Below are 25,716 nucleotides of genomic sequence, written 5' to 3'. Positions count from 1 at the left end.
TCCTCCTTTATTTCGTTTGGATTCTTTCTTTTAATATGCCGAGATAAAGCTCAAGCATATCGAAGAATAAGCCATTACCAATGGTTTCCCGAAGTAAGTTGTACTGTTCATTATCAAGTTCATTAAATTCCTTTTGAATGGATGATGTAACAAGGTTTACCCATTGTTCATACCGTTTATTTCCGATATCCACATTCCATTCCTGATATTTTGTTAACCAGAGGGATTGCAGGTTTCTGAGCTTTGTGTCCGTAATCCCCTTAAGCTGTTTGCCCTGCATAAATTCTTTCCATAAGCGCATTATCTTCTGATTCAATTCATCAAGAAGGAACGGTTTCGACTTGAAAGCTGCGACGTTTGATTTTCGTCTGCCATCTTTTAGATGAATATCATGTCTTCGCGTGTTTGAGTCGAGAAACTCAAAATCATAATAATTGGGATGCACACAGAGTTTGTCCCCTTCTTTTATTTCTGTGAAGTGAATAACATCTCCCGCAATGGTTTTAAAGAACGTAAAGCGTTCTGTGGACAAGTCTTTGCCGCCGGAACCAACGATAAAATACGGATGATGGTAGTCTTTATCACAATTGCCAAGTTTATAAGGCAATTGCCATGTTAAAGTTTTACAAAATTTTCCAAGAGAGGATGTCAAATCAAAACTAATATTAGATTCAGTATATTCTGGTGTTTGGTTAACATAAAATGCCTTCTTATTTTTGTCATCCGCAAGATTATCGAAATTAGCAATCATCCGTTTCCCTGCATCAAGTACAACAAACATAGGCATTTTGCTTCCAAAGAAAATATTTCCTATACTAAAGGGAAGTCTTCCCATTACCTTTCCGAAGTGTTCTCTGTATTTTTGGTAAATCAGGTCTGAGATCTCAATAGCTCTTTTCGCAGGGACAATAGCCATGAAGAGGTTGGGAGACTCAGTTATCGTACGATACGGAACGGTTGTATCTCCTGCATTACAATATTTTATTTCGTATAGATTCCCAAAGGAATCACTTTCTTTATCAATAATCTTAATGCAAATTGGTTTCTGCTTATTGGACCATTTATTTTCTGAGAATTCATGTAAATACATTTCTCCAACAACCTCGAAAGTATCTTGTCCTTTATACAAAATTTCGATAATTTCTTTTGTTGATACTACCTCTGCTTCAACTGTTCCTTTGTCCCAGCTATCAATATTTTCCCCTTCTTTTAGTTCAACAGTGAGTTCGAGTCTTTTATTTTCGGGCAGCAGAGATCGTAAGATATCTTTCGGTATATCCTGGACAAACTCTAACGTAGTTTCCCAGACATCAAAAATTGTTGAAGGTGTTGGAGTCTTGGCATTGAGCAGGTTATAAATATCAATAGCATCATTTTCATTTTTTGCCTGTTCAAGGAGGCTTCTCCAGTTTTCCTTTGTCTCGTGTATATTTCTAAAAAGAGAGCCTTTTTTTGCCCTTTGATCATACAAAAATACGGTGTGTTCTGCCCTTTCCTTGTCTTTTTCTTCAAATAAGGAGTCAATATCAGCCCTGATCCTCTCATAGTTGAATTTTAATAGTTTCTTCTCTTCAAGGAATTTTTTAATTTTATTTTCATCATTCTCAAATTGCTTCACGTTTCCAAGATTACTGACTTCCTTACATAAGCCATTGGCCTCAGTTATAAACAGGCTCCTGACCATGTTACCGCTGAGCCAATCATCCAGGACAAATCTCGCCACTATCAGGGCGGCCCGTCTGTTTTCATCAACAATTTCGTCAATAAAAATGGTCTCTCCAGCTATCTTCCTTCCTTTGTTATTTCTTCTCTTGATACAGATTTTACACAACTTTTTCTTTACTTTAGTTTTCTTTGCCGCACCTTTCTTTGCCTCATCATCAACTGGCCTTTGACGGCAAATGGGGCAGATGGTTTTGCCGTTCGCATATTTCAAAAAATCCTTACTTTCCTTAAATCCTTCAGCATTGCTATCATAACGATGGGATATCTTCTCAATCATCTCCTTTATAACCCTGCATAACTGTGTTAAGGTATTCATATATACAGACTTGTTTTCTGATAATTCAGTTTCGGTCTTTTCTTTTCCTTTTAAACGGTCAATATATACCAGGTATGGTTGGATCTCACCCTCTGAATTCTCAGCAGTAGCTTTGTATATATCTTTCTCAATCTCGTTCCAAATACTATTGAGATTGTTTTTAAGGTTAACCGGCACGATGAAATATATCCCGTTATCATCCGCATAAATCTCGTTACCAATTGGATACTTATCTTCAACAATCTTTTTTATTTCATGCTTGATATTTTCAATAACTTCTTTCCTACCTACAATATCTCCAATCTTCTGACCATAAGATATAAAGCGCATTCCATCCCATCCTATGCCGAGAATCCCGAATTTTACCTTTTTAAAATTGTCTATTTTGCTTTTTTCATCGTCATTAAGGAGGTTGTGAACAGCCAATACCTTCAAAATAGAAGCTACGGCATAAGAGTGTTCCCAGAGTGTCGTATCGTTTGAAGGTCTCGTGGTATCAGCAATCCCTTTTTGAAAGGCATCCTTTATGTCTTTGATAATACCCAACCTGCCTTCATCATCAAAATCTTTGAAATACGTAGAAAGTTTAGAATGTAATAAACTGTACAATTTTTGTCTGGCATCCTCCTGGCTTTCGAAAGTAACTATCCGTTCCTTTTCATAGCCAAAGACATTTGACCTGAATACGGTGTCCTTTTGTTCTGCGCTAAAAAGAGGATTATTGCGGTCAATAGCAGCATCAATTCCATCAGCAGCGTTGAGCATTTTATTAATTGCCATATCACCGGGTTTCGTATGAAAATGAACGGCTTTTTCTATGGTAAAGTCCGGTTCCCAACACATACATCCGCCTTTGCCTAACGATGGAATTTCATCAGGCTTTTTTTTAAATTCGGAAGGTATCAAATCTTTGAATACCTCATACCTTTCAAGGTATGAGTGGTCATGAGGGTCATTGTCATAACCATGAGGATCATCTTGCCATGTCTGCCGGTATTCAAGAAATACCTTACTGAGTTTTCCAATATCGTGCAATAAGCCTGCAAGTTCAATGAAAAGGATTTGATTGCGATACGTCCTGAGCTTACCCAGCATTTTTCATCACCTCTGCTTTCACCTGATTTATAATATCTTTCAATTTTTCAAAGGAAGAAAATGTTAAACTATTGGCTTGTTTGGTTGGTTGTATATAACCAGGAAGCTCACTAAAACTAGAATACGTTTTTTTCTTCTTGGTCTGTGTTGGTTGTCCTGGTTCCGGATTTGTTGGTTTCTTATCTTTGTTTCCTGACATTTCAAATATACCATTAATGTCCTTCTCGGTTACCCCAAAACCGCAGCTTTTTTTGGCAGAAAAACCATAAGTAAGCATCATTTCTTTTAAAGAATTATAGACTAAGTTTATATCTTCAGACACTTGTTGCTTAACTTCTTCTGAGCGCTTGCCCATTAAGTCAAAAGGTACGTAAAGCAGACTAAAAGTGCCAGATGCTCCTGCTGGCACACTTTCGATATATATGGGCACTGTGCCCGCCTTTGTCTTTCGGTCATGAGGATTAATAACCTCAAGACTTATCTGGTCAAAAAAGGTAGGATAAAAATTAAGACGTCCCTTTCTGAGTCCTTCTTTGTTAAACAAGGTTCTCGTCACTTGCTCAAAGGCCTCTTTTTTTTCTGGCATAAGCGCATCAAAGTATCGCTTTTCTGCTTCGTTCTCATTGCCAAACAAATTTGATATATGTATTCTTTTCTTAAATCTCATGTTTACATTTCCATCCATCTCTAATAACCTGCCTGCTGTCCATCGCATATTCCCCTTCCAGGTACTTCCGGGTACTGTTGGAACCTTGAAGACTTTGTCTTTTTTAACAGGGTTTTCGCAGATATAAAACCCTTCTTCGTCTTTGGAAAGATAGGGTTTTACAAGAGTGAAGGTGAATTGGAGGAAGAAGGAGAACGGGAGAAGCAAGGAAATATCTACCGTTGGTATCTTAAAAAAATTGAATATATCAAGAAGCCTTTGGCTTTCAATATCCTGTTTTATCCTTACTCTCCCTTCACCACTTTGCAAGTTAGTGTATCTGTCTCTTACAAGATCGGCTAATGGTTGGTCTTCTGCTAAATAATAAGAAGATAAGGATTTCCAGTAGGCGCTAAAATAGGGAGTTAGTTTATAAGCTTCATTCCATTTGTTTTCCGCGTTTTTTTCAAGATCTTTCTTCTCTTTGTTTAACTGAGTTTTCTTATCCTGCGCTGCGTCTTTTATTTCATGCATCTTTGTTGCAATTTGTTTGTTTAGACTTGCAATGTTTATCAATAATCTAATCTGCTCATTACTCTTTATATACCAATCAAAGCTCATCCAACACCTCCTGTCCTGTTTTCGTCTCATATCTGATACTCTTTCCGTTTAAAATTCTTTCTATTGCATTCTTACTATTATCCCGCTCTTTTGCATTTCTCCCATATCCAAAACATCGAGGTGGGAAATCCTGTTTTACGCAGTTCGGAGTCTTATCGCAATGAGTGAGCCCATGAAAAGAGAAAATCTTTTTGCTTTCGCCATCACTCCGGAGGTTTCGCTTTTCGACCACTGTTTGTAAACTATCGGGGATGTTTCTTGTCGCTTTCCCATTATTATCTTTTTTGTCTTTGATATAACCACCCAGAAAAACCTGAAATTCTGAAGCGTTGTTATCATAGAATTTAGTATTTCTGTTTGCCAAATTATTATGTTCTATCCGACTTACATACGCACCTTTCACAAACCAGAAATTGCTTAAATTTGGCCAATCGGTTTCATTTATTTTTAACTTAAAAATAAATTTATTTGGTTTACTTGATGCAATCGGTTCGTTTTGATAATCCAATAACCCGTAATCAACATGATTGTGTTTTCGATAACTTTCACAATTTTTGTAAGGAACTTCGGAAGGTTTCAATCCGGTTTTTCCACCAATAGCACCATATTCCACGATAAGTTTAATTGTCGCATGGAGTAGCTTCTTCTCGTAAGGTGTAAAGACTTTCTTTTCTATGAATTTAAGCGTACAAGGATCAACCCGCTTAACCATGCTTGTAATAACAGACCCGGAATTATCGTCTATCCGCAGAATAAACTTGCTGCCCCAGTTTGTGCATCCAAACATTTGACAGGCTGGGCAAATTAATGAATTCAAAGCCTCTTCTTCTGTTTTTCCTTCTTTCTTTAATTCTTTCAATTTTTTAAGTTCGAGAGTGCATCTCTTGTTATCTTCGGATGGATCGCATGCATAACCAGCAAGCCCCCGTATCAACACTTCATACCACCACCTTATTGAACCCTTGATACCTGTTAAATGCAAAATACTGTTGTCATTTCTTTCCACCCCACCCGTCCACATTGGTGTCAATGCCTTTAATTTAAATTCCATGCATCCTCCTCCATGAATACTAATGGATGTTTGTTGTTACTTTAAACCTTTTATTGGTATTCTTAATCCTGTCCTCTTTATTTCCTCCGCCAGCATCCCTCCATCATAAAAATCTTCTGGTCTAAAAGGAATCGGCTCTATCCTGCTATCTATTTTTCTTCTCAGCGGTACAATCCTCCTCCGATCTTCAAATCTGTCTCCTGTAAAATCAGGCGAAACCAGCGCAACGTCAATATCGCTCCATTCTTTCGCCGTTCCCTTTACAAAAGAGCCGAAGAGGATTGCCTCCCGTATCTTGATCCCGTTTTTCTCAAGTACCTCAATATACCTTTTTGCTATTTCTATGACTGAATCTGTCGCAATAGCCATTCCTTCATCTCCTTGATCTTGATTAGATACCCTTCGGTAAAATTCCTTGTGCATTTTTTCTTAAAGGAGAACTTTTCATCGGGGTATCTTGCTTCTATGTTAAAATCGGTAACTGTTTCAAGAAGTTCTAATTGTTCTCCTGTCATCCTGAGTGATACCTTCTCTGCCAGATAAACAAGCATATGAGTATAGGGAGGGGTTTCTTTAAGTTTACTCGCATAGATAGCTTTCAAAACCTTTTCTATAGTCAAATGTCCAAAGAATAACGAATATGAATAATCCCCTTTTTCAAAAAGGTGGTTTGCAACCTTCCAGTCATCTTCTGAAGATTCAAGCCAGTATTGAACTCCTTTTTTTCGGTCTTCGTCCATTTCTTTCTCCATACGGTCAGTGTTAGTTGCTGCATTTCACACACAAGTCAGATATAACACGGACAAACTTGTTTGTCCGTGCCACCCATTCATTTCTTCTTCCGGTAATTTGTTCATTGTTCGTGACCGTACTCCGTGTTCATGAAACACAACCATCGTTCAATGGTAGAGACGCATTGCTATGCGTCTCTACAAGGAGAAAATCGGACATGCCAACGGCTACATTTTACGAAAAAAACCTTTCTTTTATCCTCTTTGCCTTCTCCGGCATGGCGTTGTAAAAGAATTCCATCTGCGCCTCCAGCCACATGAGTTTTTCAAGGACAAGCTTTTTTCGATATTCCTCTATTTGCTCTTTTGTTTTATAGTAAAGCAACGGCTGATCAGTTTTCATTATTCCATTCCTCCTGTATTTTCCTCAGGTAAAATACATCCGCAATATCCTGAGGTCTGCCAGTCTTTTCTTTCATTTCGATGAGATAGTGTATCGGCACTACCGGAATAATTGTTTTTCCGGCGTGGATTTCCTCCCTCTCTTCGTAGACGACATCGAAATTGAAGGGTATTGCTACAAAAATATCAAGAATAAAAAAGGGATTCTTAGGGTCAAAAAGACTAAACACCAGCATCCCCTTCTCTTTAATCCAGCCCTCTCTTATTTCTTTTTTCATAAAGTCTGCAAGTCTTACGGGAATTTTCGGCTTGAAATTGAGTTCTTTCATCACTGTAATAAATCTGTTAAGGTTATTTTCTTCCAAATCCACAACAAGGTCAATATCTGCTGTGGCCCTTTCGATACCATAGAGGTTAACTGCAATTCCACCAACAACTAAATAGTGAACCTTTGCTTTATTTAATGCAGAAAATAGGCTTTCAAACTTGATCAATGTAACATCCCTTCAAAAACAAATACCAGAAATCCTGGTTACAATATACGTAAGACACATTCCTTACCCCTCTTTCTAAAGGGGAATCTGCCACGCTACACAGTTATGAAAAACGAACACGGACAAACAATCCCCATCCAACCCTCGATCAATACATTCGAGGACAAGTGCATACGGGGATATGGTTTGTCCGTACCACCCGCACTCTTTTGTTTTTCTCTTATATTTTTTCCTCCGTGCCCTCTGTGTCTCTGTGGTAAATATCTTTTACACAATTTCCAATATCTCCTAGCGCAGCTGCGCCACACCCAAATCCGCCTTAGTAAAGGGGGTGAAGGGGGTTGTTAAAAAAACTTGCAAAAAAAGAAAGATTTTATACGGTAATACTATACCTCCCCAACCCAAATGACGTCCCTTTCCCCACATGCACATATTCACCCAGTCTTAGAAATAGCATGAATTCTGATAAATCACCTTCGTATGAAACGGTGCCCGTGACACCACCCAGCGACATCCATTCTTCCTGCCGTGTAGAATAGCGTTTCCAGTCAAACCAATGAATATCCGATGCACCCTGCCTGACTGCCCTTGCTTTTTCAATAAGACCTTTAAAATCTATCTCCACCTTTTCTCCACAATGAAAATAGGATAGAGAAGAGATACGGCGCAGGAGGTTCCTGATGAGGACGTGGAATTCGATCTTGTCGGTTATATGACCATCAAAACGCAGGCGTAGGGGGGTTAATAGCGAGATGGTTATTGTGTTATTATGGTTATTTTCCTGAGAGCAATCCTGTTGTGGTGCGTTTACACCTCCCTTTGTCTCCTCTTGACTTCGTCGTGAGCGCTCAGTCGAGCGATAGGGGGAATTGAATTGGTGTCCCCCTTGATAAGGGGGATTCGACTGAGATATTACTTCGTTATGTGTATCTTGTGAATTTATGCCCATTTGATGGGCGTGTATTATGGGATAGTGGTTTGTGAGGGTTTGGGTGGTATTCTGGTAAATCGGGACTGCCTCGTTTCCTAAACCGATACCCTCCACCTGTATCAGATCGTATTTTCCCCGACCCTGCCCGATCCCCTGTTTTCCCAATTCAGTAAAGGTATAAATAAAATAGGGCAGGTAATCTATGGCCTGGCCGATAAGGATTACATGAAAGGCAAATTCTTCGCCGGGTTCAAAGGACTGTTTTTCCGTATTAGGTGGCTCAATAACAAAGGGGTGTGGCACCTTGGGGTAAAGCCGGAGCATTTCGGTGTCTTCCGGAGGCGGCGTCTCAAAGATGTACGAATAAATGCATTTCTGTTTCAGAAGGCACTCATCACATGCCTTGCCTTTTATCACACAGACGACCCGTTTAAAGGCATATCCGAAACCACCGCGAAAGGCAGAGCCTTTATAGGCAGGAAAGCGTATGTGATCTTTGGCGCAGATGGTGAATCTGAACTTCGCCATCCTGAATATTTTGAGCATAGAAAACCTAACAAAAATTAGATTAATTCCAGCGAAACCAGTGTTTTAAAGATCTGTTCGCCTCCAATATATTGTATATCCAATGAGAAAATCAATGAGAAAATATAACTGAAACAATTAAGAAACAAATTTCCTTGAATACCTTACTATTACTGGTAAAATAAAGAAATTTACAGAAGTATAAATACAGGGAAAAAACAATAGAAATGCCCTGATAGATTTGACAAAATATTTCTCAAGCATTACGATACTACTTTGATTTTTATTTGAATGATGTATTACCATTAATACTCTTAGATTTACCCGCTACAATGGACAAACTTCAGGTAACAACGCGTTCCCATGCAGAGTTTATTGATATCACACAGGAAGTGAATGAAATCTTGGAAAAGCGAGAGATTAAAGAAGGGGTATGTTATGTATATGTACCCCATACTACAGCAGCCGTCACGATTAATGAAAACGCCGATCCCTCAGTTCGGAAAGACATAGTAAATGAACTTGACAGGCTGGTGCCAGGGAATGGTCACTATACCCATGGGGAAGGGAATGCCGCTGCTCATATCAAAGCCACTCTGGTCGGTTCATCAATATCGGTGCCCATATCTGACGGGAAATTGGCGCTTGGAACATGGCAAGGCATCTATTTTTGTGAATTTGACGGGCCCCGGCGCAGAGAAGTTTTTGTGCAAATTATGAAACGTGAATAGCGTCCAAAGTAAACACAGAGTCACACTCAATTGTCGCTGGAATCTAAAAGATGCCATAAAGGTTTTTCTGGCTTACGTGATCCTTATGTTTGTCGGGATGCCTCTCATTGTGCGGTTTATTAACACATTATTTGGTTTTAACGTTCTGAACAACATCGCACAGCGGAGCCTGATTCTTTTTATTTCCCTTTTTGTTAACGTATTGATCTGTGCCTGCGTATTGTACATTGTCTGCATCCAATATCGTCAATCAATTACCTCCCTGGGCCTGTCTGCCGCAAATTTATTTGTCAATATAAAACAGGGTATTAAACGATATCTCATTACGTTGCCCCTCATCATGCTTGCGGGTTTCATTATCAACCTGATTTCCGGCTATTTCGGGCAAAATCCGGAAATGCAGGATGTAGTTCGATGGGTGCTGGAAGAAAAGTCACTCTTCGTCCTGGTCAGTTTGATATTTTTCGGGATTGTTATTGCCCCCGTTATCGAGGAGATTATGTTTCGCGGATTTCTGCAGCCGGCGTTGAAAAATTTCTTCGGCGGACGATATGCCATTGTACTAAGCGCGTCACTTTTTGCAGGTGTGCACATGGATATCTTTGCCTTTTTTCAGATATTTATTCTGGGAATGCTCCTGGGATATTTATATGAAAAGACTCAAACTCTCGTTGCATCTATCATCGTGCATGTTTTACACAATTCATTAACCTTGGTTTTTTTACTGTATTTTAAATACTTTTTAAAGGGAAAGGTTCCAGTATTCTAACCGGAAAATGGTAACAATTCTCCATGGAGACACAGGTCTTCATTCAGTGGTATACCGTGTGTATCCGTGATGAATTATTATGGTACATGAACTCCTGGAGGTGCTATGTTTAGAGATGTCGAAGAACAATTAGAGGTCATACTGCGTGGAACGGTAGATATTGTTACAAAAGAAGAATTGATAAAGAAACTGAAGAGATCACACAAAGAAAATAAACCACTTCGTATAAAATTGGGACTCGATCCCACAGCCCCTGACATCCATATCGGGAATGCCATACCCATCCACAAATTGAGCGCATTCCAGTCGCTCGGGCATACGGCCATTCTTATCATTGGGGATTATACAGCGACAGTGGGTGATCCTTCAGGGGTCAACAAAACGCGTCCCATGATTAGCTACGAAAAGGTGTTGGAAAATGCCAGGACCTATCTTTCGCAAGCAGGTAGGATCCTTGATATGAAAAAGACGGAGGTGATTTACAACAGTGAGTGGTTTAAGAAAATGACCTTCCATGAGGTCATCCAACTCGCTGCAAAGATGACCGTTGCCAGAATGATGGAACGTGACGATTTTACCAGGCGTTACCATGCCGGCATTCCCATCAGCGTGCATGAGTTCATTTACCCACTCATGCAGGGCTACGATTCCATTATGGTAAAAAGTGACGTAGAATTGGGAGGCACAGACCAGTTATTCAGCCTGCTTGTGGGAAGAGACCTGCAAAGGGACGCGGGTGTGGAACCTCAGGTTGCTTTGACCACTCCTCTCCTTGAAGGAATCGATGGGAATAAAAAAATGAGCAAGAGTCTGGGAAATTATATCGGAGTAACCGAATCTCCCGGCGAAATGTTTGGCAAGGCAATGTCTATTCCGGATAACCTGATGCAGAAGTATTTTGAACTTGCAACAGATCTGAGTAGAGATGAGATAAACCAACTCCTTGATGTCCATACCCATCCACGCGCTGCAAAAGTAGCTTTGGCCAAGGCAATTGTTCGGCGTTATCATGATAGGAAGGATGCAGAGGCAGCCGCTGCTGAGTTTGATCGTGTCTTTAAAGAGCGCGAACTCCCAGATAAAATTCCTGATGTCGAAATATCCGGGAGCGAACTGACGGATGGCAAGATATGGATTGCCAAACTTATCGTTTTCTGTGGCTTTTCGGCTACCAACAGTGAGGCGCGACGATTGGTTCAGCAAGGCGGGGTGAGCATAAATAACGACTCCATTCATGATCCCACTTTGAATATTGAGATAAAACCCGATATGATTCTTAAGGTAGGAAAACGCAGGTTTGCACGGATAGTAATGAAAAATTAACATTCAGCGATCAGCCTTTAGCAATTGGAGGCTGGCAAAGATGGGATGTTGATAGTTGTTGATGGCGATTGAGAATGAAAATTTCTTGGGGAAAACGGATATTCATATCGTTTATTGAGAAGCTGAACGCTTACGAATGAACAACGTATTAATCGTCTTCCTCAAATACCCCGAACCAGGGAAAGTAAAGACCCGCCTGGCAAAGGCTCTTGGGAATGAAAAGGCATGCCGAATCTATCAATTACTGGCTGAAAGTGTGATCAGGAATATCTTCTTGAAAAATGAAAGAAAATATGATGTACATATCTTTTTTACTCCTATTGATAAAAAAAATGAAATCGTGACATGGCTAAAGCCACTTATTGGTAACGACACTGAAACTGGTATCCATTATATACCTCAAGAAGGCGCTGAATTAGGCGAAAGAATGTCCGATGCCTTCCAGCAGGCGTTACAAAAAAAAAGTTATGAAAGAAGCATAATCATAGGAACAGACTGTCCTGGAATAGACGCTGCATTGATTGAAGATGCCTTTGAAGTATTGAAGAAAAAAGACATCGTTATCGGACCGTGCATGGATGGCGGTTATTACCTGTTGGGTATGTCAGGATTATTTCCCGATTTGTTTTCAGGCATAGACTGGAGCACGGATTGTGTGTTTGACCAGACAATGAGAAAGATACAGAGAAATCATTTGTCTTACATGATATTAAAGACATTAGCGGACATAGACACGCAGGAAGACCTTAGTCATCATGCGCCCCATATTTTGATTCTGTAGTTCTGTAAGTATTTCAACAAATGAAGTTTTTCAGAGAAAAACCACCCCGTAATCTCCTGATATAGAGTGAAAATCTGAGGTTGTGTATTTTTCCCTTTTCAAGAGAAATAGAACGATCAACTGCGATCATAAAATGAGCGAATATAGAAGAATTAAAGATACTACTACGTTTGTAAAAGATGCGAGTTTCGATCCCAAAAAGATGGATGATCCCTGTATCGTCGAGGCATATATTCCAGAAGAATACAACTTGAAGGTTTCGGGAGAAGGTCTGCAATTGGCAAACAGAAATGAATTACGACATCCTGTTGGGGTTGTTGCTGCGCGGTCTTTGCGGTATTTCAGTACCAATAGCGAAGGTTTTAATATCTTTCGTGTACGGGATATGGTTGTCTGGCGGCTCAGGCATATTTATAACAGTTTCAACTGGTGGACTGCCTACGTGGTAAATGCAGAAGGCGAACGGAAATATATGCCCATGCTCTATATAGGGGAAAAATTCGGCACTCCAACAGGAAATGCAGGCGAAGCAGATATTGTGCCAAGCGCATTTGAAAACGACCGGTGTATCGTTAATCAGAAGTGTGGGGGAGGGGCAATTTTTGCCGTCGGATACAGTGAAAGGGGGGGGTTATTTAATTCTCCCGATATGTATGGGGTCAAGACGATTGTTGGAAATAAGTATAAAGGCGCTGGTGTTAGTGTGATCCATGGCATTACAAAGAATCTCAGGCTTATGGCAGAACGTTCATTAAAAGCCAGCGGCAAGGATATCTCTCCACAAAGAATTTATGATGAAATCAAGGAGATGAAAATTGTTGTTCTGGACAGGCCAAGGCATGAAAAACTCATTAAAACAGTCAGAGAGCTTGGCGCCAAATTAATTCTTGTTACGGACGATGATCTTACTCCTACCCTTGCAGTTACCAGAAACGACGTTGATCTGATCACTGGTGCAGGTGGAGTTCCCGAAGCGATATTAAGCGCAATTATTGTTGAAAAATTAGGCGGCGAAATGAGCTTAAAAATATTACCTGCTGATATAGCACAGGATGAAAAGTTATTGGGGAAATTAAGTAATTGGAACCTCTTCAAAAAGAACGAAATAGATATTTTACGGAATTTTAAAATTGTAAGACCCGGTACAGAAAAAGAAGGAGAGAGGTCTTGGGATACCGTCTGGACTTCAAGGGATTTGGCCAGGGGCATGGATATGGTTTTTACGGCCAGTGTCATCAAAAAAACCCCATGGATAAGGTTTCCGGATGGAAAAGAGGTTCCCGGAGTAGAATTAGAACCTGAAACGGGAGAAGTAACCGTACATGTAGTTCGTATTGCTGGTAATAATCTGGAAATTGTCCCTGTCATGTATACAACAACGATTAGTGAATGCGTAAGACGACAGAAAGAGCGGGCAGAATCTCATGCCAGAGCAGATGGAGATTTGCTCATTCAATCGGGGGAGGCGTATGCAGAGTTTGGCATGTTCCAAAGGGCCAAAGGATGTATACGGAAAGCAAAGACGCTGAAAAATGCCAATAAGGATTTCCTGCAGAAGTGTGATGCTTTGTACGAATATATTGAGGGATTGGATGTCCTTGTCAACGAGCGTGTCCAAACACCAGGAACTTTAATAGAACATTTTAAAAAGGTATGTCATTTAGGGCGGAAAGACGATATCTGGTTGAAATCCAAGCTCATGATTAAAAGATTTTTCGAATACCTCGGTGACAAGCATTATCATGACCGACACTATGAGGCGGCTCTTGCTTGTTATAGAGAGGCATTACAATACAGCCCCCAATTGAGTCTCTACCGCAAGGTGAATTCTATTCAGATGAGGGATATGCTGGAAGAGTATTTTCATCTGATTGACGAAATATATAAGGAACTCAATTACAAAGAATCGAGAGATCTGGAAAAATACAAACTTGGAGTTGCATTGGAAGTTTTCTATAGTAATGAGGGGTATTTAAAGTCTTCGTGCAGAGAACCATGGCTTATCTTTTTCAGGAGGACTGTATTACATGGAAAAAGGCCTTCCTACAAATTAGCCATTCTTATCAAATTATTAAGATTATACAATACGTTGAACACTGCAAGCGACGATGTTCTTTCTTTCTGCCTGAAGAGAGAATTCGGTGTGACTGAAGACGAAATAGATTGTATTCTCGGGTATAAAAGTGCACATAAGAAATTTCATTCTGTCTGTGAACTCTATCGTGTAAAAGGATTGGGTCTGGAGTGCCTGTCGAAATTACTGCTCCCACAGACAACAGTAGAAAGTCAAAACGAACTGGAAGATGCCGATATCCCGCTGAGTATCAGCCTTGTTGAGGTAATGGAAAAAAGGTATAAAAATATGCTGGAGGAACTTAAGGATGGATATAGGAAAGAGGCACAAGAACATTCGTATGCAATGGCAGAAGCATATCATTACGTTGGTTTGGCGCTTTTTGACGTCGGTGATGACGAGGGTGTAAAGATATATTATGAAAAAGCGCTCGAAAAATTCCGTGAGATCATAGAGAAGTTTCAGGGGTTAACACCGGTTAATGCTCAATATCGTATTGGCAATCTTTACGAAGAATTATCTTTGCTCTATGAGAATGAGAAGGGGGAGTATTGCAAAAAAGCGATAGATGCCTATATACGTATTATCGATGAGCAGCAATCGGAAAAATTATTTGGTTACATCCGCGGGCTGGTTTCGGTCCGAATAGAACAGGCTAAAGAAAGGGTGGAATGTTTAAAAAGAGAATTGTCAGCTATGGCGCTGAATATTTGACCTTCCATCATGGAAATTTATCAATAAATTCCTTCGTCAACAAAACAACGGTTTTTCGTCCTTGAGGAGTTAATAGTTGATTTGTTGAAATCTGGACACTGACAACTGGCACCTGAGTACGACCTGATGTAGGAAGGATGTGAGAATTGCGATTCGTGTCCGTTACTGTGAAAAACACTAAATCAAAATAGGGTCACGATTCACGATGCTTTTTCAGTTTCCCTGCAAGATAGATCATAAGAATGGAAATGTCGGCAGGAGAGACTCCAGAAATGCGTGATGCCTGCGCCAGGGAAACCGGGCGTATCTGGAAGAGCTTTTGGCGGGCTTCTTTCCTGAGTTCAGAAATATTCTGGTAGTCGAGCCATGGAGGGATTTTATAATCTTCCATCTTTTTGAACTTCTCTATCTGGATTTGCTGACGCTCTATGTACCCTTTATACTTTACCTCAATTTCTACTTGTTCCTTTACTTCTTTTGATATGCGCCTTTGACTCAGATCAGTGTCCAGATTAAGCACGTCATCAAAGGTAGTGTCCGGACGGCTCAATATTTTTGTAAGGGTGTCCTGCCCCGCCATTTTTTTATCCAGATAGGTCAAGATTTCGGTAATAGATCTCTCTTTTTCCTGCAATTTATGCCACTGCTGTTCTGCAATGAGTCCGTAACGGTAACCATATTTCATTAATCTCCTGTCGGCATTGTCATGCCGTAAGAGAAGCCGGTATTCCGCACGGGAGGTAAACATCCGATAGGGTTCTTGTGTCCCTTTTGTAACAAGATCATCGATCAGCACACCGATATATGCCTCAGAGCGGTCCAGGATAAAAGGCTCTTTTCCCTGTATCTTCAATGCCGCATTGATGCCCGCCATGATTCCCTGGGCAGCAGCTTCTTCATAGCCGGAGGTCCCATTAATTTGACCCGCATGAAAAAGATTTTCTGTCAGTTTTGTTTCCAGGGATGGCCGGAGTTGGGTCGGTGGCACAAAATCATACTCGATGGCATAACCGTATCGCACTATTTCGGCGGATTCCAGGCCGGCAATAGAATGAACGATTGCCTCCTGAACGTCATGGGGCATACTGGTTGAGATCCCATTGCAATAAACCTCGAGGGTATCTAATCCTTCAGGCTCCAGAAATACCTGGTGCTGATCTTTTCCTGAAAAACGTACGATCTTGTCTTCCAAAGACGGGCAGTACCTGGGTCCCACAGACTTAATCTGTCCCGTATAGAGTGGCGCGCGGGACAAGTTAGCCGTGATGATTTTGTGTGTATCAGGGTTCGTATACGTAATATAACATGGAACTTGCGTACAAACGATTTTCTCTGTTGAAAATGAAAAAGGCTGGGGATAATCATCTCCATACTGTGGTGTGAGTATCTTATAGTTAATAGTGCGTCCGTTAAGACGCGGAGGAGTACCTGTCTTGAGACGTCCAACCTCAAACCCGATTCTTCGTAAGGAATCTGACAACTTTTCTGATGATAGTTCTCCAATCCGGCCACCAGAGGTTATAAACTCTCCGATATGGATGAGACCTTTTAAGAACGTCCCCGTCGTAAGGATGATAGCCCTTGCTTTATATTTTAAGCCACTTTGACCGATAATCCCGGCGACCTTGTTATTATCGATGATGAGATCGTCGACAATCTCTTGCCTCAAAAAAAGATTGTTTTGGCTTTCCACCCTCTTTTTCATAGATACCTGGTAGGCTTTTTTATCGGCCTGGGCACGGGGGGAATGGACGGCGGGGCCCTTTTTGGTATTGAGCATGCGGAATTGGATACCCGTTTCGTCAGTTACCTTTGCCATTTCACCACCGAGGGCATCGATCTCCCGAACCAATTGACCTTTTGCGAGGCCGCCGATGGCAGGGTTGCATGACATTTGAGCAATCGTGTCCAGATTTATCGTGAGCAATGCCGTACTCATACCCATACGTGCAGACGCAAGAGCCGCTTCGCAACCTGCATGCCCGGCGCCGACCACGATTACATCAAATTCTGTATGCATATATATGCTACTTCGCACGTTCAACAAAACGTGTTTCCCGAATTACAGTAACAACAACCTCCCCCGGGTATTCCAACTGTCCTTCAATCTCCCTGGCAATATCATAACACATCTTGGCAGCAGCCTTATCATTGGTCTTATCCGGACATACCATCACACGCACTTCCCTTCCCGCCTGAATAGCATAGGCGCTTTCCACACCGCTGAAAGAAGTTGCAATACTTTCCAGTTTCTCCAATCGTTTAATATACTTTTCTAACGTTTCTCTCCTTGCACCTGGTCTGCCGGCAGAAATTGCATCGGTAGCGCTCGCCAACACGGTATAAATAGATTCCACCGGCGCTTCCTCATGATGACCGGCAATTGCATTTACCACTTCAGGTCTTTCATCATAGCGTTTTGCAAGGTCTGCGCCTGCAACGGCATGAGTGCCCTCCATTTCCGGACCGATAGCCTTGCCAATGTCATGCAAAAGGCCGCATCTTTTCGCCAGTGGGACATCCAGTTTTAATTCGCCTGCAATAATACCCATGAGGTTTGCGACTTCGATAGAATGTTGCAGTTGATTTTGACCATAACTCGTTCTATATTTAAGTCTTCCAACAAGCTTTATCAATTCCGGGTGGATATTATGAATCCCAAGTTCAAAACACGTTTGCTTCCCGGTTTCCTGAATAACCTGTTCTATTTCCTTTTCTGTTTCTTTCACAATTTCTTCGATGTGCGCCGGATGAATCCTTCCATCAAGAATCAATTTTTCCATCGATTGCCGTGCTATTTCACGACGAACGCTATCGAATCCGGAAAGGACGATTACTCCGGGGGTATCATCCACAATAACGTCAATTCCGGTTGCCTTCTCAAAGGCGCGGATGTTCCTTCCTTCGCGTCCGATAATGCGCCCCTTCATTTCGTTGTTGGGGAGTTCAATTGAACTTACGATATTTTCAGCCGTATGAGTCGCTGCGCATCGTTGAATAGCAGTGCTTATTAATGACACAGCAGTTTGTTCTGCATTTTCCTTTGCTTCCGCTATTTTTTTCGAAATCAGTTCGGAGCATTTAATGTCAAGCTCTTTTTCTAACCGATTTAATAAAAGTTTTTCAGCCTCTTCTCTGGATAAATTGGAGATTTTCAGGAGGGCTTTGTTTTCTTCTTCTATTAACTTTTCAAGCTCTGATTTCTTTTCATCTACTTTTTTTTCCTTTAAGGCAAAATTGGAGGAAAGCGTGTCAATATACCGCTCTTTTTTTGTTAATAATTCCATTTTGCGTTCCAGGTTATCTTCTCGTTTGCTCAACCTCTTTTCATGTAACCTTAACTCCATCTTCGTTTCCTGGGTTTCTTTTTCAAAAGCCTCTCTGCGTTGGTACAGTTCCGCTTTTGCTGCCAGTTCAGCTTCCTTCTTAATTTTTTCAGCCGCTTGTTGTGATTCTTCAAGAAGATGCTTTATCTTCTTTTCGCTGGCAGCTTGCTTCTTCTTGTATACAAGTATACAAATAAAGTATCCGAGGGCAAGACATACAGGAAGAAGGAGGTATGCCAGTAGTTGAAATAGTTGCATTTTACGTTATAAGCCAGTTTATTGGGCTCATCCTCCAAAAATAAAAAACGATCTTATATGCAATAAAATCCTAAGAAATGAAGGCCGGGAAAAATGAAAATTTTGGAAGGAATGCCACCCGAGCGAAACGTCGGTTTGAATAGAATCAGAATAGAAAATGAAGGATAGGATCTTTTAGAAATATTTCTCAAAAATTACATGTCTTACTTTGAAATACGACATTGGCATAATTGTGATTATGTAAAATGTCGCATCGATTGTAGCAATAGCGCCGCCTCTTTAAAATACCTCTTGGACAGATCAGATTGGGCTTGTTAAATATTTTTTCTTTAAGATCCATGAATGATTATCGTTAAATGACAATCATTAAGAAACAAAACCGTAATATCAAAAACAACAGTTACTTTATAAGTATTGATATACTGTTTTTGTTCATTTCTCCATCTATTTCTAATATAAAGATTTATAATATCAGGGACATTCCTTAGATCAGCGCTTCCCGAACCTCTCTTTAAGCCTATGCCAAAAATACCTCATACTGACAATACATACCTCAAAACTTTAAAGATGTTTCTAGAAGCATAACGTATCCCTTCTGGAACACTTTTGTCAGTAGTTTGCCATTTATGTCGAATTTTAAACAATCTTTTAAACCAAGTCAAGCGATTTTATATCCGTATTATGAAAAGGGTTAAGAAATTATGCATCCTAAATAACCGTTTTTGATTTTCTATTTATTACCTTGATGCTTGACAAGAAAAATATCGCTAAGTATAATCTTTTACTTTGATTTTACTACAGTTTTTTCAATGAAAGACTGGATATTTTTCGGCAAAACCATTGCTTTGATAATTAAGGAGAATCTATATGAGAGTCGAAGTAGAATTACCCGAAGTGGAAGGAAATAACGGAGACGAAGCGACAGTCTCTTTTTGGTATGTTGAAGAAGATGAAGAGGTTGAAGAGGGTGAAGACCTTGTTGAAATGATCACCGAAAAAACCACTTTTAATGTTACAGCCCCGGTATCTGGGAGATTGTTAGAGATACTTGCACAGGAAGGTGACGTAGTGAAAATAGGTGACATTATGGCAATCCTTGAGACCGAAGAGGAAGAAGAAGAAGAAGAAGATGATGATGATGATGATGATGGAGAGGAGGAGGAGGAGGAGGAGGAGGAGGAGGAGGAAGATTAGTCTTTCAAATATCGGGCAGTACCAGTGCGAAATATCATTCCCTGTTGTGCCTATCTGTAGCACAACATAATACAACCAGTTACCCCCCTTCATCTACCTCCCACAGGTGGTTGAAAGGGGGTAAAAGACTTTTTCCCAAAAGATCCCAGGACATACAATATTATTACGCATCTATTTTAGACGGTCATTTACATGTCTTTTAAAACCATCTCTTGCCAAGATCGTGCCATAAAGTTGTTTCAAAATGCTATTCTCAATGACCGTCTGGCACACGCTTATATTTTCGCCGGTCAGGAAGGTATCGGTAAAACATTATTTTCCAGAGAATTAGCAAAGACGATTTTTTGCCAACATCGTGGTACAGATGCGTGTGATACCTGCAATTCTTGCAAAAGAATCACCAGTGACAATTTTTCTGACCTGTTTTTCATACTCCCCGAGAAAAACAGTCGGGTGATTAAAATAGAACAATTAAAATATCTCCAGGATGTCCTGAACGTCAAACCGCTGGAATCAAAGTATAAAATAGTAATTATACAATCAGCAGACAAGATGAACGAAGAGGCATCTAACTGTTTATTGAAGACACTGGAAGAACCGCCTTCCTATGCTATTATTATATTAATTGTTACCTCTTTAGAATCAGTCAGGGAAACGATTCGGTCGAGGTGTCAAATAGTACGGTTTTCTCCGTTATCATCGACCGTGGTAAAAGATATCCTCATAAATCGGTTTCAACTGGATAATAAAAAAGCAGAACGATTAGCAGTCGTATCCAATGGCAGTATTGAGAGGGCTACATTACTTTCCGGTACACATGCCCTTGAAAAGAAGAACTGGCTTGTTGATCGGATTTTGAAGTTAGAAATGAATGATAATTTAACTTTTTCAAAGGAATTATTCGAAGAATGGCATATCCAGGATCTGGAAGTATTAGAAGAAAAACGAACGTACGTAAAAGAACTGATACTTTCATTTCTTTTGTATTACAGGGACTTGCTTATTTGTAAGACAGGGGGGAGCAAGTTACCTATTCATTATATTGATTGGAAAGATGCATTAATATCGAAAAGCAACTCATTATCTGAAGATGTGTTGTTCCGTATTATCAATGTGATCAAGACATCACTTGGACATCTTGACCATAATGCCAATATTACTTTGTTGCTTGAGAATATGATAACAAAGATACTTCACCTTCAATTTAATTGCAGAATACCGTCTTTACAAGAACATTTTTCTCTCAGGTGAATAATTCTTATAGAACAATAATTCCCTCTTTCTTTGCGGCCCGATTCAGTTTGAGGTCATTACTTGAAAAGCACACATCTGACCTGATTTTGTTTTTTAAATTAGCTGCTGACGCTAAATGAATGGAATCAAATCCTCTGAGCAGATGCTTTTCGGCAATATCACCTGCAAGCCGTATTAATCCATCGGTAACCTCAATTACAAAATAGCTTTCCCAGTCTCTATTAAAATCTGCTACAATTTTTTGTAGCATGGTAATTGAAAAACCATCTTCTTTTTGTTTCCTTGCGAAGGCAGACCTCGCTTCTGCATAAGCTACTATTGAAGTGGAAATAACTGTTGCATTCTGAATTATATCTTTTATCCTCTCAGAACCAGTCTCCTCCACATATAATTTAACCAGGTCGCTCGTATCAATGTAGACAATCATCTTCTGTCTTCAATGACTATCTCAGAGACAGTCTTTCCTTTGATTTTTACAGGGTGTCTGCTTCCCACAGGTTTACCACCTTTCCATACGGCAAAACCCTCTTTCACAAGTGAAAGAAGTTTGGAGTCCACATCTACCCTCTCTACCGGAATAATGGTAGCGATCACCTTCTCCCTTTCGGTAATTGCAATCTTTTCACCCTTTTTTATCTCGCGAAGATAATAACTCAATCTATTTTTTAATTCTTTAATGCCAACGGTAATCATGGCTACATTGTAATTCTTAGTAGCTACCTATGTCAATAACATTTCAAAGTTGCGGTTGTAGCGTGAACTTCAGTTCGCCAGAGATTATCAATCGGGGACGATTGAACCAGCGAAAAGGGTGGATTAAGGCGCAGTTTTTTGCGCCGAATCCACCTTCCATGTTTTCCTCAATGGTGAATTCGCTTTGCTTAATCCACCCTTACTCAACTTGCAGTTATCCTTTTGCTGCCTCTTGGCGTGGATTGCATTATTATCTTCTTACCTTCACGATTACTGTCGTCTTCAATCCACCGGCGGTTTTGAATTTGACCTTTGCGTTACCGCTCTTCTTCGTAACTGTAATCGTAAACACTGCCTGGCCGTTAACGTCCGTATCTGCAATTTGCGGTAAGATCGATTTGATTATAATGTTTATATTTTTTATTGCTCATTTAGTTTGTTTACAGAACCACTAGAAATTAAGTTTGGCTTATAACTTCTTTCTAATAAAATAAAAGAGCCTTCCGCCGATACAGAAGGCTCTCTCAACATCAGGCACAATTTCATTCTTGTGTATTTACATACACCTCACTTTATAGCGGTCTTTGTATCTCACATATTTTTTCAATCTTGATTAAGTGATGAATCGCAACGCCATGTGTAATACGATGTCCACGCAATATAATTCCTATTTACATTTCCCTGAGGAATTAAATCTTGTTTGAAGGCTCTTATTGAACTATTTAAGCTCTGAATATAATTGTTAAATATACGTTTAAGATCTTTAAAAGCGACTTCTTTTAGTGGAAGTGGGTTTTCAGTAGAATGAGACCACTCCATGACTCCCGCCCAACTGGAATTACCCCAAGAATGATAATTGCCGTCACACCACGTATAACCAAGCAGATCATAATCGGGATATTCATACGAATATTTTAAATCCCAGCTTCCCGCTGGAGTAGCATAATTAAAAAAATAAACCTCATTAATCCATTTTTGCGTGGAAGGAAGATACCTAGTAGAATTTATGACATGAATATATGTTTGTGTATTTCCAAATCCATCATCTATAGAGGTTTTATAATCTCCCATGGTGGATAAACTTCCAATTAGTTTAAATCCTGGGCTGTCACAATTAGCATTTCGTGCCCAATCATAAACATAAATCTTTTTATCTCCCCAAGATACACAGTCTCCGTAAACCCCAACCACCTCAAGACTTAAACTAAATGGACCATGACATGGTGTATATATCCATTGGTTTGCACTTCCTGTAAACAAACCAGAAGTATGAACATTCATCATACAATCAATAGCAAATCTATTCTCACTTCTGGGATAATACTGACCATAAGGATTATTTACATCATTTTTTATATCAGTTACATAATACCATATCCCTTGAGTGCGATGTGAATTATCACTGCAATCTGGCATGGGTACTATTTCATAGCTATTTATTTCATTCCTATCTATTTTTACATCGCCTGATTCCCCAGCTTCCAATGCCTCCTTTTGCGTCTCTGCTCTTTTATCTACTATCCTATAAAATTTGGTTCATTCGTAAAAAAGTTGAAGACAGGAAAATATAAGTAGGGAAGATAGGGTAAAAGATGAGAGTAAAAGGATAGCATCGAATTTCATCCGTATGTAATATGGTTTTATGAGAGATAAGATCATACTACACGAGGAGAAATTCGATGCGGTTAGATACTATCACAGAATTATTACGAATTCCAGGATTTAAAGTAACGCATATGATATCCAGCACGGAAAGCAGTATAGAGTTTTTATTGGAGCAAGAGGAAGAAAGAACGAGTGTATGTTCAGGTTGCGGTAAAGTGCACAATACGGCAGTGCATAGTGTGGGAAGAATAACAGTAGAAGACCTACCGATGAGTAGTAGGAGGGTATATTTGCACGTACCGAAGAGGAAATCGATGTGCCTTGAAGATGGGAGTATTCGGGTAGAGGAGCACGAGTGGATAAGGGGGAGATTTACGAAGCGTTTTGTGGAACAGGTGTATCGACTGACCTCAATAACGACAAATAAGGAAGCAGGATGGTTTCTTGGAATAGACGATGAGACGGTGTACCGGATAGATAAGGAGATGTTAGAGGAGTTATCACTGGAGAGAATTGAGAAAGTGAAGGCGCCGCGTCATATGAGTGTGGATGAGGTTGCATGGCAGAAGTGGCACAAGTATGTTACCAATGTTGTTGATGTGGAAAAGCGCAAGGTGATTTGGAATCACGATGGACGGGGCAAGACAACGCTGGATAAATTTTATCGTAAGATAGGCAAGGAAGGTTGTAAGAGGATAAAGGCAATGGCAAGTGATGGAGCAAAGGGTTTTCTTACGTCTACGAAAGAGCATTTGAAGAATGCCTTGATAGTATTGGATCATTTTCATGTAAAGAAGTATCTCAATGAGGCAGTAGATGCGGTAAGGAAGGAAGAACTCAGAAAAGCCAGGCAACAAAACCAGGAAGACTTGAGTCGAATTCTTCATTGCAACAAGAGGTTTATATTGATGCAAAATAAGGTTACAAATAAGCAGAAGGACATTTTAGATAAACTCTCAACGCTCAATGAGAAGGTATATAAGGCAATGCTTTTAAAGGAGCAGTTTCTTTCTCTTTATGTAGCAAGTAATCGAAGGGTAGCATATGCAAATCTGAGGGCGTGGATAGGGACAGCAATAAGGTCTGGGATAGCATCATTTGTAGAGCTAGGATACAAATTTTTCCGGAAGAGGCATTATGTTCTGAACTATTTTGTTTGCAAAATAACGTCTGCTATATCAGAAGGAATCAATAACAAAATAAAGAGGTTCAAGCGCATGGCATACGGTTATCGAGACGTCAAATACTTCTTACTCAAGATTCATCAACATTGCGGACTTCTTGACCCTAAGCTTTCAACTTAAATACGAAAGACACATAATTTTGCTACAAAATCCTTATCCATAACCCCAAGTTTCTTTAATGTTTCAAAAGGATTTTCTTCCTAAAATCCTTTTCGCTGTTTTCGGTATGGCTTGCATCATTATTTTCTCACCTTCACGGTTACTGTCGCCTTCAAGCCACTGGCGGTTTCGAATTTGACCTTTGCGTTACCGGTCTTCTTCGTGGCTGTAATAGTAAATATGGCCTGGCCGTTAACGTTCGTATCCGTACTTTGCGGTGAGATTAATATACGCTTCTTACCTGATTTAATCTTAGCCGTTACGGTTTCACCCACAACCGGTGAACTGTCTGCACATGTTACCGTTACCGTTACATCACCGCTCTCATCCTTCTGGAGTTTCAGCGTTTTCGGAAATGCTTCTATAGACTCAGCTTCACATTCAGGCGTAGGTGTTGCTGCTAACGTAGTAAAGGATTCTTCATTTCCATACGTGTATCCTGTATCTGGAGGAGGCTTGGTCACTACAACTATTCTATCATAGTAAGTAGTTGCGGGCAATAATCCGCTTATGTCTGCACTCACCTTCTCTGAGGTATCTTCTCTTACAGCACCCACAGAGTTGGTGTACGACCCGCTCGCAGTACCATATTCAAAAAACATGCTTTGGATTGCACCAAAATAGACAGTAGCATTCAAAGTTGCCGAATTCGAAGTTATATTCGTTGCTTCACGTGTTATTACACTTTGCGGTGTTGGTGTTGTTACTGGTGTAGCTGTAACCATAGGTGTTGCTTCTGCAAATGTTAAATTTGAATATAAAATGAAAATGCTGCAAGTAATTAACAAACAATAGGCAATAACAAAAGATGTGTTTTTCATAATTTTACAGCCTCCTTTAAATTTTCAAAATTTCTTGCAATGCTCAAGAAGCTTTAGAAATAGCTTGAAAATATGCTTAATAAAACTTCAGACTCTTGTTCTTGAATATGTCAGGAATAGATCGCATCTTACCACAATTTGATTTCAAAATGTATGCAAAAAAACTATTTTTAATTTTTCCCTAAAGGCGTATTACGCATTATTAGTCATTGCAAAATAAATATTAATAGCTTATTTTGCATTAATGACACAGAGAAGCCATTTTGTCAACACTGTTAAGCTAGTGCTTACTT

General features: G+C 39.9%; 22 protein-coding genes. 8 read left to right on the top strand and 14 right to left on the bottom strand.

The window, feature by feature from the left end; translation table 11 throughout:
* Positions 1–7: 7 nt before the first annotated feature.
* The 8 genes from BROSI_RS01295 to cas6 all read right to left on the bottom strand — a co-directional run bounded on the left by BROSI_RS01295 (position 8) and on the right by cas6 (position 8,540).
* Positions 8–3,136 carry a CRISPR-associated protein Csx11 gene (locus BROSI_RS01295; RefSeq protein WP_052561638.1) on the bottom strand — a complete coding sequence of 1,043 codons (3,129 nt, stop codon included), beginning with the start codon at positions 3,134–3,136 and terminating at the stop codon, positions 8–10.
* Positions 3,126–4,403, bottom strand: a complete 1,278-nt coding sequence (locus BROSI_RS01290; RefSeq protein ID WP_052561636.1) for an RAMP superfamily CRISPR-associated protein — start codon at positions 4,401–4,403, stop codon at positions 3,126–3,128. Before BROSI_RS01290 ends, BROSI_RS01295 begins: the two co-directional genes overlap by 11 nt.
* Complete coding sequence (gene cmr1 / locus BROSI_RS01285) at positions 4,393–5,454, bottom strand: type III-B CRISPR module RAMP protein Cmr1 (protein WP_052561634.1); 1,062 nt, start codon at positions 5,452–5,454, stop codon at positions 4,393–4,395. The genes BROSI_RS01290 and cmr1 overlap by 11 nt, the downstream gene beginning before the upstream one ends.
* Before the next feature lie 36 nt (positions 5,455–5,490).
* On the bottom strand, positions 5,491–5,823 hold the full coding sequence (locus BROSI_RS01280) for a nucleotidyltransferase domain-containing protein (protein WP_052561632.1): 333 nt from the start codon (positions 5,821–5,823) through the stop codon (positions 5,491–5,493).
* Entirely contained in the window at positions 5,796–6,194 is a 399-nt protein-coding gene (locus tag BROSI_RS01275; RefSeq protein WP_052561630.1) for a HEPN domain-containing protein, read from the bottom strand. The genes BROSI_RS01280 and BROSI_RS01275 overlap by 28 nt, the downstream gene beginning before the upstream one ends.
* A 226-nt stretch (positions 6,195–6,420) precedes the next feature.
* Positions 6,421–6,588 carry a hypothetical protein gene (locus tag BROSI_RS20150; protein ID WP_162183209.1) on the bottom strand — a complete coding sequence of 56 codons (168 nt, stop codon included), beginning with the start codon at positions 6,586–6,588 and terminating at the stop codon, positions 6,421–6,423.
* Positions 6,578–7,081, bottom strand: a complete 504-nt coding sequence (locus tag BROSI_RS01270) for a nucleotidyl transferase AbiEii/AbiGii toxin family protein (RefSeq protein WP_052561628.1) — start codon at positions 7,079–7,081, stop codon at positions 6,578–6,580. The genes BROSI_RS20150 and BROSI_RS01270 overlap by 11 nt, the downstream gene beginning before the upstream one ends.
* A 373-nt stretch (positions 7,082–7,454) precedes the next feature.
* Complete coding sequence (cas6, locus tag BROSI_RS01265) at positions 7,455–8,540, bottom strand: CRISPR system precrRNA processing endoribonuclease RAMP protein Cas6 (protein ID WP_157842304.1); 1,086 nt, start codon at positions 8,538–8,540, stop codon at positions 7,455–7,457.
* Positions 8,541–8,869: 329 nt separating this feature from the next.
* Between cas6 and BROSI_RS01260 the strand changes: the two genes are divergently transcribed.
* The 5 genes from BROSI_RS01260 (at position 8,870) to BROSI_RS01240 (ending at position 14,929) form a co-directional block, all read left to right on the top strand.
* A complete protein-coding gene (locus BROSI_RS01260; protein WP_052561624.1) occupies positions 8,870–9,268 on the top strand; it encodes a secondary thiamine-phosphate synthase enzyme YjbQ in 399 nt (132 codons plus the stop codon).
* Positions 9,261–10,037: a CPBP family intramembrane glutamic endopeptidase gene (locus BROSI_RS01255; RefSeq protein WP_052561622.1), complete on the top strand. Its 777-nt coding sequence runs from the start codon at positions 9,261–9,263 to the stop codon at positions 10,035–10,037. Before BROSI_RS01260 ends, BROSI_RS01255 begins: the two co-directional genes overlap by 8 nt.
* 105 nt (positions 10,038–10,142) lie before the next feature.
* Positions 10,143–11,360, top strand: a complete 1,218-nt coding sequence (tyrS, locus tag BROSI_RS01250; RefSeq protein WP_052561620.1) for a tyrosine--tRNA ligase — start codon at positions 10,143–10,145, stop codon at positions 11,358–11,360.
* A 136-nt stretch (positions 11,361–11,496) separates the two neighbouring features.
* Positions 11,497–12,141, top strand: a complete 645-nt coding sequence (locus BROSI_RS01245; RefSeq protein ID WP_052561618.1) for a TIGR04282 family arsenosugar biosynthesis glycosyltransferase — start codon at positions 11,497–11,499, stop codon at positions 12,139–12,141.
* Between the two features lie 133 nt (positions 12,142–12,274).
* Complete coding sequence (locus tag BROSI_RS01240) at positions 12,275–14,929, top strand: fructose-bisphosphatase class II (RefSeq protein ID WP_052561616.1); 2,655 nt, start codon at positions 12,275–12,277, stop codon at positions 14,927–14,929.
* A 193-nt stretch (positions 14,930–15,122) separates the two neighbouring features.
* On the opposite strand, the gene mnmG is transcribed toward BROSI_RS01240, so the two are convergent.
* Together mnmG and rny are read right to left on the bottom strand one after the other, a co-directional pair.
* Positions 15,123–16,949 (bottom strand): tRNA uridine-5-carboxymethylaminomethyl(34) synthesis enzyme MnmG, encoded by a 1,827-nt coding sequence (gene mnmG / locus BROSI_RS01235; protein WP_052561614.1) that lies wholly within the window; start codon positions 16,947–16,949, stop codon positions 15,123–15,125.
* Positions 16,950–16,956: 7 nt separating this feature from the next.
* Complete coding sequence (gene rny, locus BROSI_RS01230; RefSeq protein ID WP_052561611.1) at positions 16,957–18,513, bottom strand: ribonuclease Y; 1,557 nt, start codon at positions 18,511–18,513, stop codon at positions 16,957–16,959.
* An 867-nt stretch (positions 18,514–19,380) separates the two neighbouring features.
* On the opposite strand from rny, the gene BROSI_RS01225 reads away from it, so the two are divergent.
* Positions 19,381–19,707, top strand: coding sequence for a lipoyl domain-containing protein (locus BROSI_RS01225; protein WP_052561609.1), 327 nt, complete (start codon positions 19,381–19,383; stop codon positions 19,705–19,707).
* 192 nt (positions 19,708–19,899) lie between these two features.
* Positions 19,900–20,958 (top strand): DNA polymerase III subunit delta', encoded by a 1,059-nt coding sequence (gene holB / locus BROSI_RS01220; protein ID WP_052561607.1) that lies wholly within the window; start codon positions 19,900–19,902, stop codon positions 20,956–20,958.
* A 7-nt stretch (positions 20,959–20,965) separates the two neighbouring features.
* Here holB and BROSI_RS01215 read toward each other — a convergent pair whose 3' ends face one another.
* The 3 genes from BROSI_RS01215 to BROSI_RS01205 all read right to left on the bottom strand — a co-directional run bounded on the left by BROSI_RS01215 (position 20,966) and on the right by BROSI_RS01205 (position 23,139).
* Entirely contained in the window at positions 20,966–21,388 is a 423-nt protein-coding gene (locus BROSI_RS01215) for a type II toxin-antitoxin system VapC family toxin (RefSeq protein ID WP_052561605.1), read from the bottom strand.
* Entirely contained in the window at positions 21,385–21,654 is a 270-nt protein-coding gene (locus BROSI_RS01210; RefSeq protein WP_052561603.1) for a type II toxin-antitoxin system Phd/YefM family antitoxin, read from the bottom strand. The genes BROSI_RS01215 and BROSI_RS01210 overlap by 4 nt, the downstream gene beginning before the upstream one ends.
* 603 nt (positions 21,655–22,257) lie before the next feature.
* Complete coding sequence (locus BROSI_RS01205; protein ID WP_052561601.1) at positions 22,258–23,139, bottom strand: hypothetical protein; 882 nt, start codon at positions 23,137–23,139, stop codon at positions 22,258–22,260.
* Between the two features lie 194 nt (positions 23,140–23,333).
* Between BROSI_RS01205 and BROSI_RS01200 the strand changes: the two genes are divergently transcribed.
* Positions 23,334–24,563, top strand: a complete 1,230-nt coding sequence (locus tag BROSI_RS01200; protein WP_052561599.1) for an ISL3 family transposase — start codon at positions 23,334–23,336, stop codon at positions 24,561–24,563.
* A gap of 119 nt (positions 24,564–24,682) precedes the next feature.
* Here the strand turns inward: BROSI_RS01200 and BROSI_RS01195 are convergent, their stop codons facing one another.
* On the bottom strand, positions 24,683–25,423 hold the full coding sequence (locus BROSI_RS01195; protein WP_052561598.1) for a hypothetical protein: 741 nt from the start codon (positions 25,421–25,423) through the stop codon (positions 24,683–24,685).
* Positions 25,424–25,716 lie beyond the last annotated feature (293 nt).

The sequence above is a fragment of the Candidatus Brocadia sinica JPN1 genome (genome assembly GCF_000949635.1).
Classification (GTDB): domain Bacteria; phylum Planctomycetota; class Brocadiia; order Brocadiales; family Brocadiaceae; genus Brocadia; species Brocadia sinica.
The sequence above is the reverse complement of the archived record's forward strand: the minus strand, read 5'-3'. Positions and strand labels throughout refer to the sequence as shown.

Excerpts from the sequence above, each read along its gene's own strand:
- BROSI_RS01295 (WP_052561638.1), bottom strand. The coding sequence starts at position 3,136 with ATGCTGGGTAAGCTCAGGACGTATCGCAATCAAATCCTTTTCATTGAA.
- BROSI_RS01290 (WP_052561636.1), bottom strand. The coding sequence starts at position 4,403 with ATGAGCTTTGATTGGTATATAAAGAGTAATGAGCAGATTAGATTATTG.
- cmr1 (WP_052561634.1), bottom strand. The coding sequence starts at position 5,454 with ATGGAATTTAAATTAAAGGCATTGACACCAATGTGGACGGGTGGGGTG.
- BROSI_RS01280 (WP_052561632.1), bottom strand. The coding sequence starts at position 5,823 with ATGGCTATTGCGACAGATTCAGTCATAGAAATAGCAAAAAGGTATATT.
- BROSI_RS01275 (WP_052561630.1), bottom strand. The coding sequence starts at position 6,194 with ATGGACGAAGACCGAAAAAAAGGAGTTCAATACTGGCTTGAATCTTCA.
- BROSI_RS20150 (WP_162183209.1), bottom strand. The coding sequence starts at position 6,588 with ATGAAAACTGATCAGCCGTTGCTTTACTATAAAACAAAAGAGCAAATA.
- cas6 (WP_157842304.1), bottom strand. The coding sequence starts at position 8,540 with ATGGCGAAGTTCAGATTCACCATCTGCGCCAAAGATCACATACGCTTT.
- BROSI_RS01260 (WP_052561624.1), top strand. The coding sequence starts at position 8,870 with ATGGACAAACTTCAGGTAACAACGCGTTCCCATGCAGAGTTTATTGAT.
- tyrS (WP_052561620.1), top strand. The coding sequence starts at position 10,143 with ATGTTTAGAGATGTCGAAGAACAATTAGAGGTCATACTGCGTGGAACG.
- BROSI_RS01245 (WP_052561618.1), top strand. The coding sequence starts at position 11,497 with ATGAACAACGTATTAATCGTCTTCCTCAAATACCCCGAACCAGGGAAA.
- BROSI_RS01240 (WP_052561616.1), top strand. The coding sequence starts at position 12,275 with ATGAGCGAATATAGAAGAATTAAAGATACTACTACGTTTGTAAAAGAT.
- mnmG (WP_052561614.1), bottom strand. The coding sequence starts at position 16,949 with ATGCATACAGAATTTGATGTAATCGTGGTCGGCGCCGGGCATGCAGGT.
- rny (WP_052561611.1), bottom strand. The coding sequence starts at position 18,513 with ATGCAACTATTTCAACTACTGGCATACCTCCTTCTTCCTGTATGTCTT.
- BROSI_RS01225 (WP_052561609.1), top strand. The coding sequence starts at position 19,381 with ATGAGAGTCGAAGTAGAATTACCCGAAGTGGAAGGAAATAACGGAGAC.
- holB (WP_052561607.1), top strand. The coding sequence starts at position 19,900 with ATGTCTTTTAAAACCATCTCTTGCCAAGATCGTGCCATAAAGTTGTTT.
- BROSI_RS01215 (WP_052561605.1), bottom strand. The coding sequence starts at position 21,388 with ATGATTGTCTACATTGATACGAGCGACCTGGTTAAATTATATGTGGAG.
- BROSI_RS01210 (WP_052561603.1), bottom strand. The coding sequence starts at position 21,654 with ATGATTACCGTTGGCATTAAAGAATTAAAAAATAGATTGAGTTATTAT.
- BROSI_RS01200 (WP_052561599.1), top strand. The coding sequence starts at position 23,334 with ATGCGGTTAGATACTATCACAGAATTATTACGAATTCCAGGATTTAAA.
- BROSI_RS01195 (WP_052561598.1), bottom strand. The coding sequence starts at position 25,423 with ATGAAAAACACATCTTTTGTTATTGCCTATTGTTTGTTAATTACTTGC.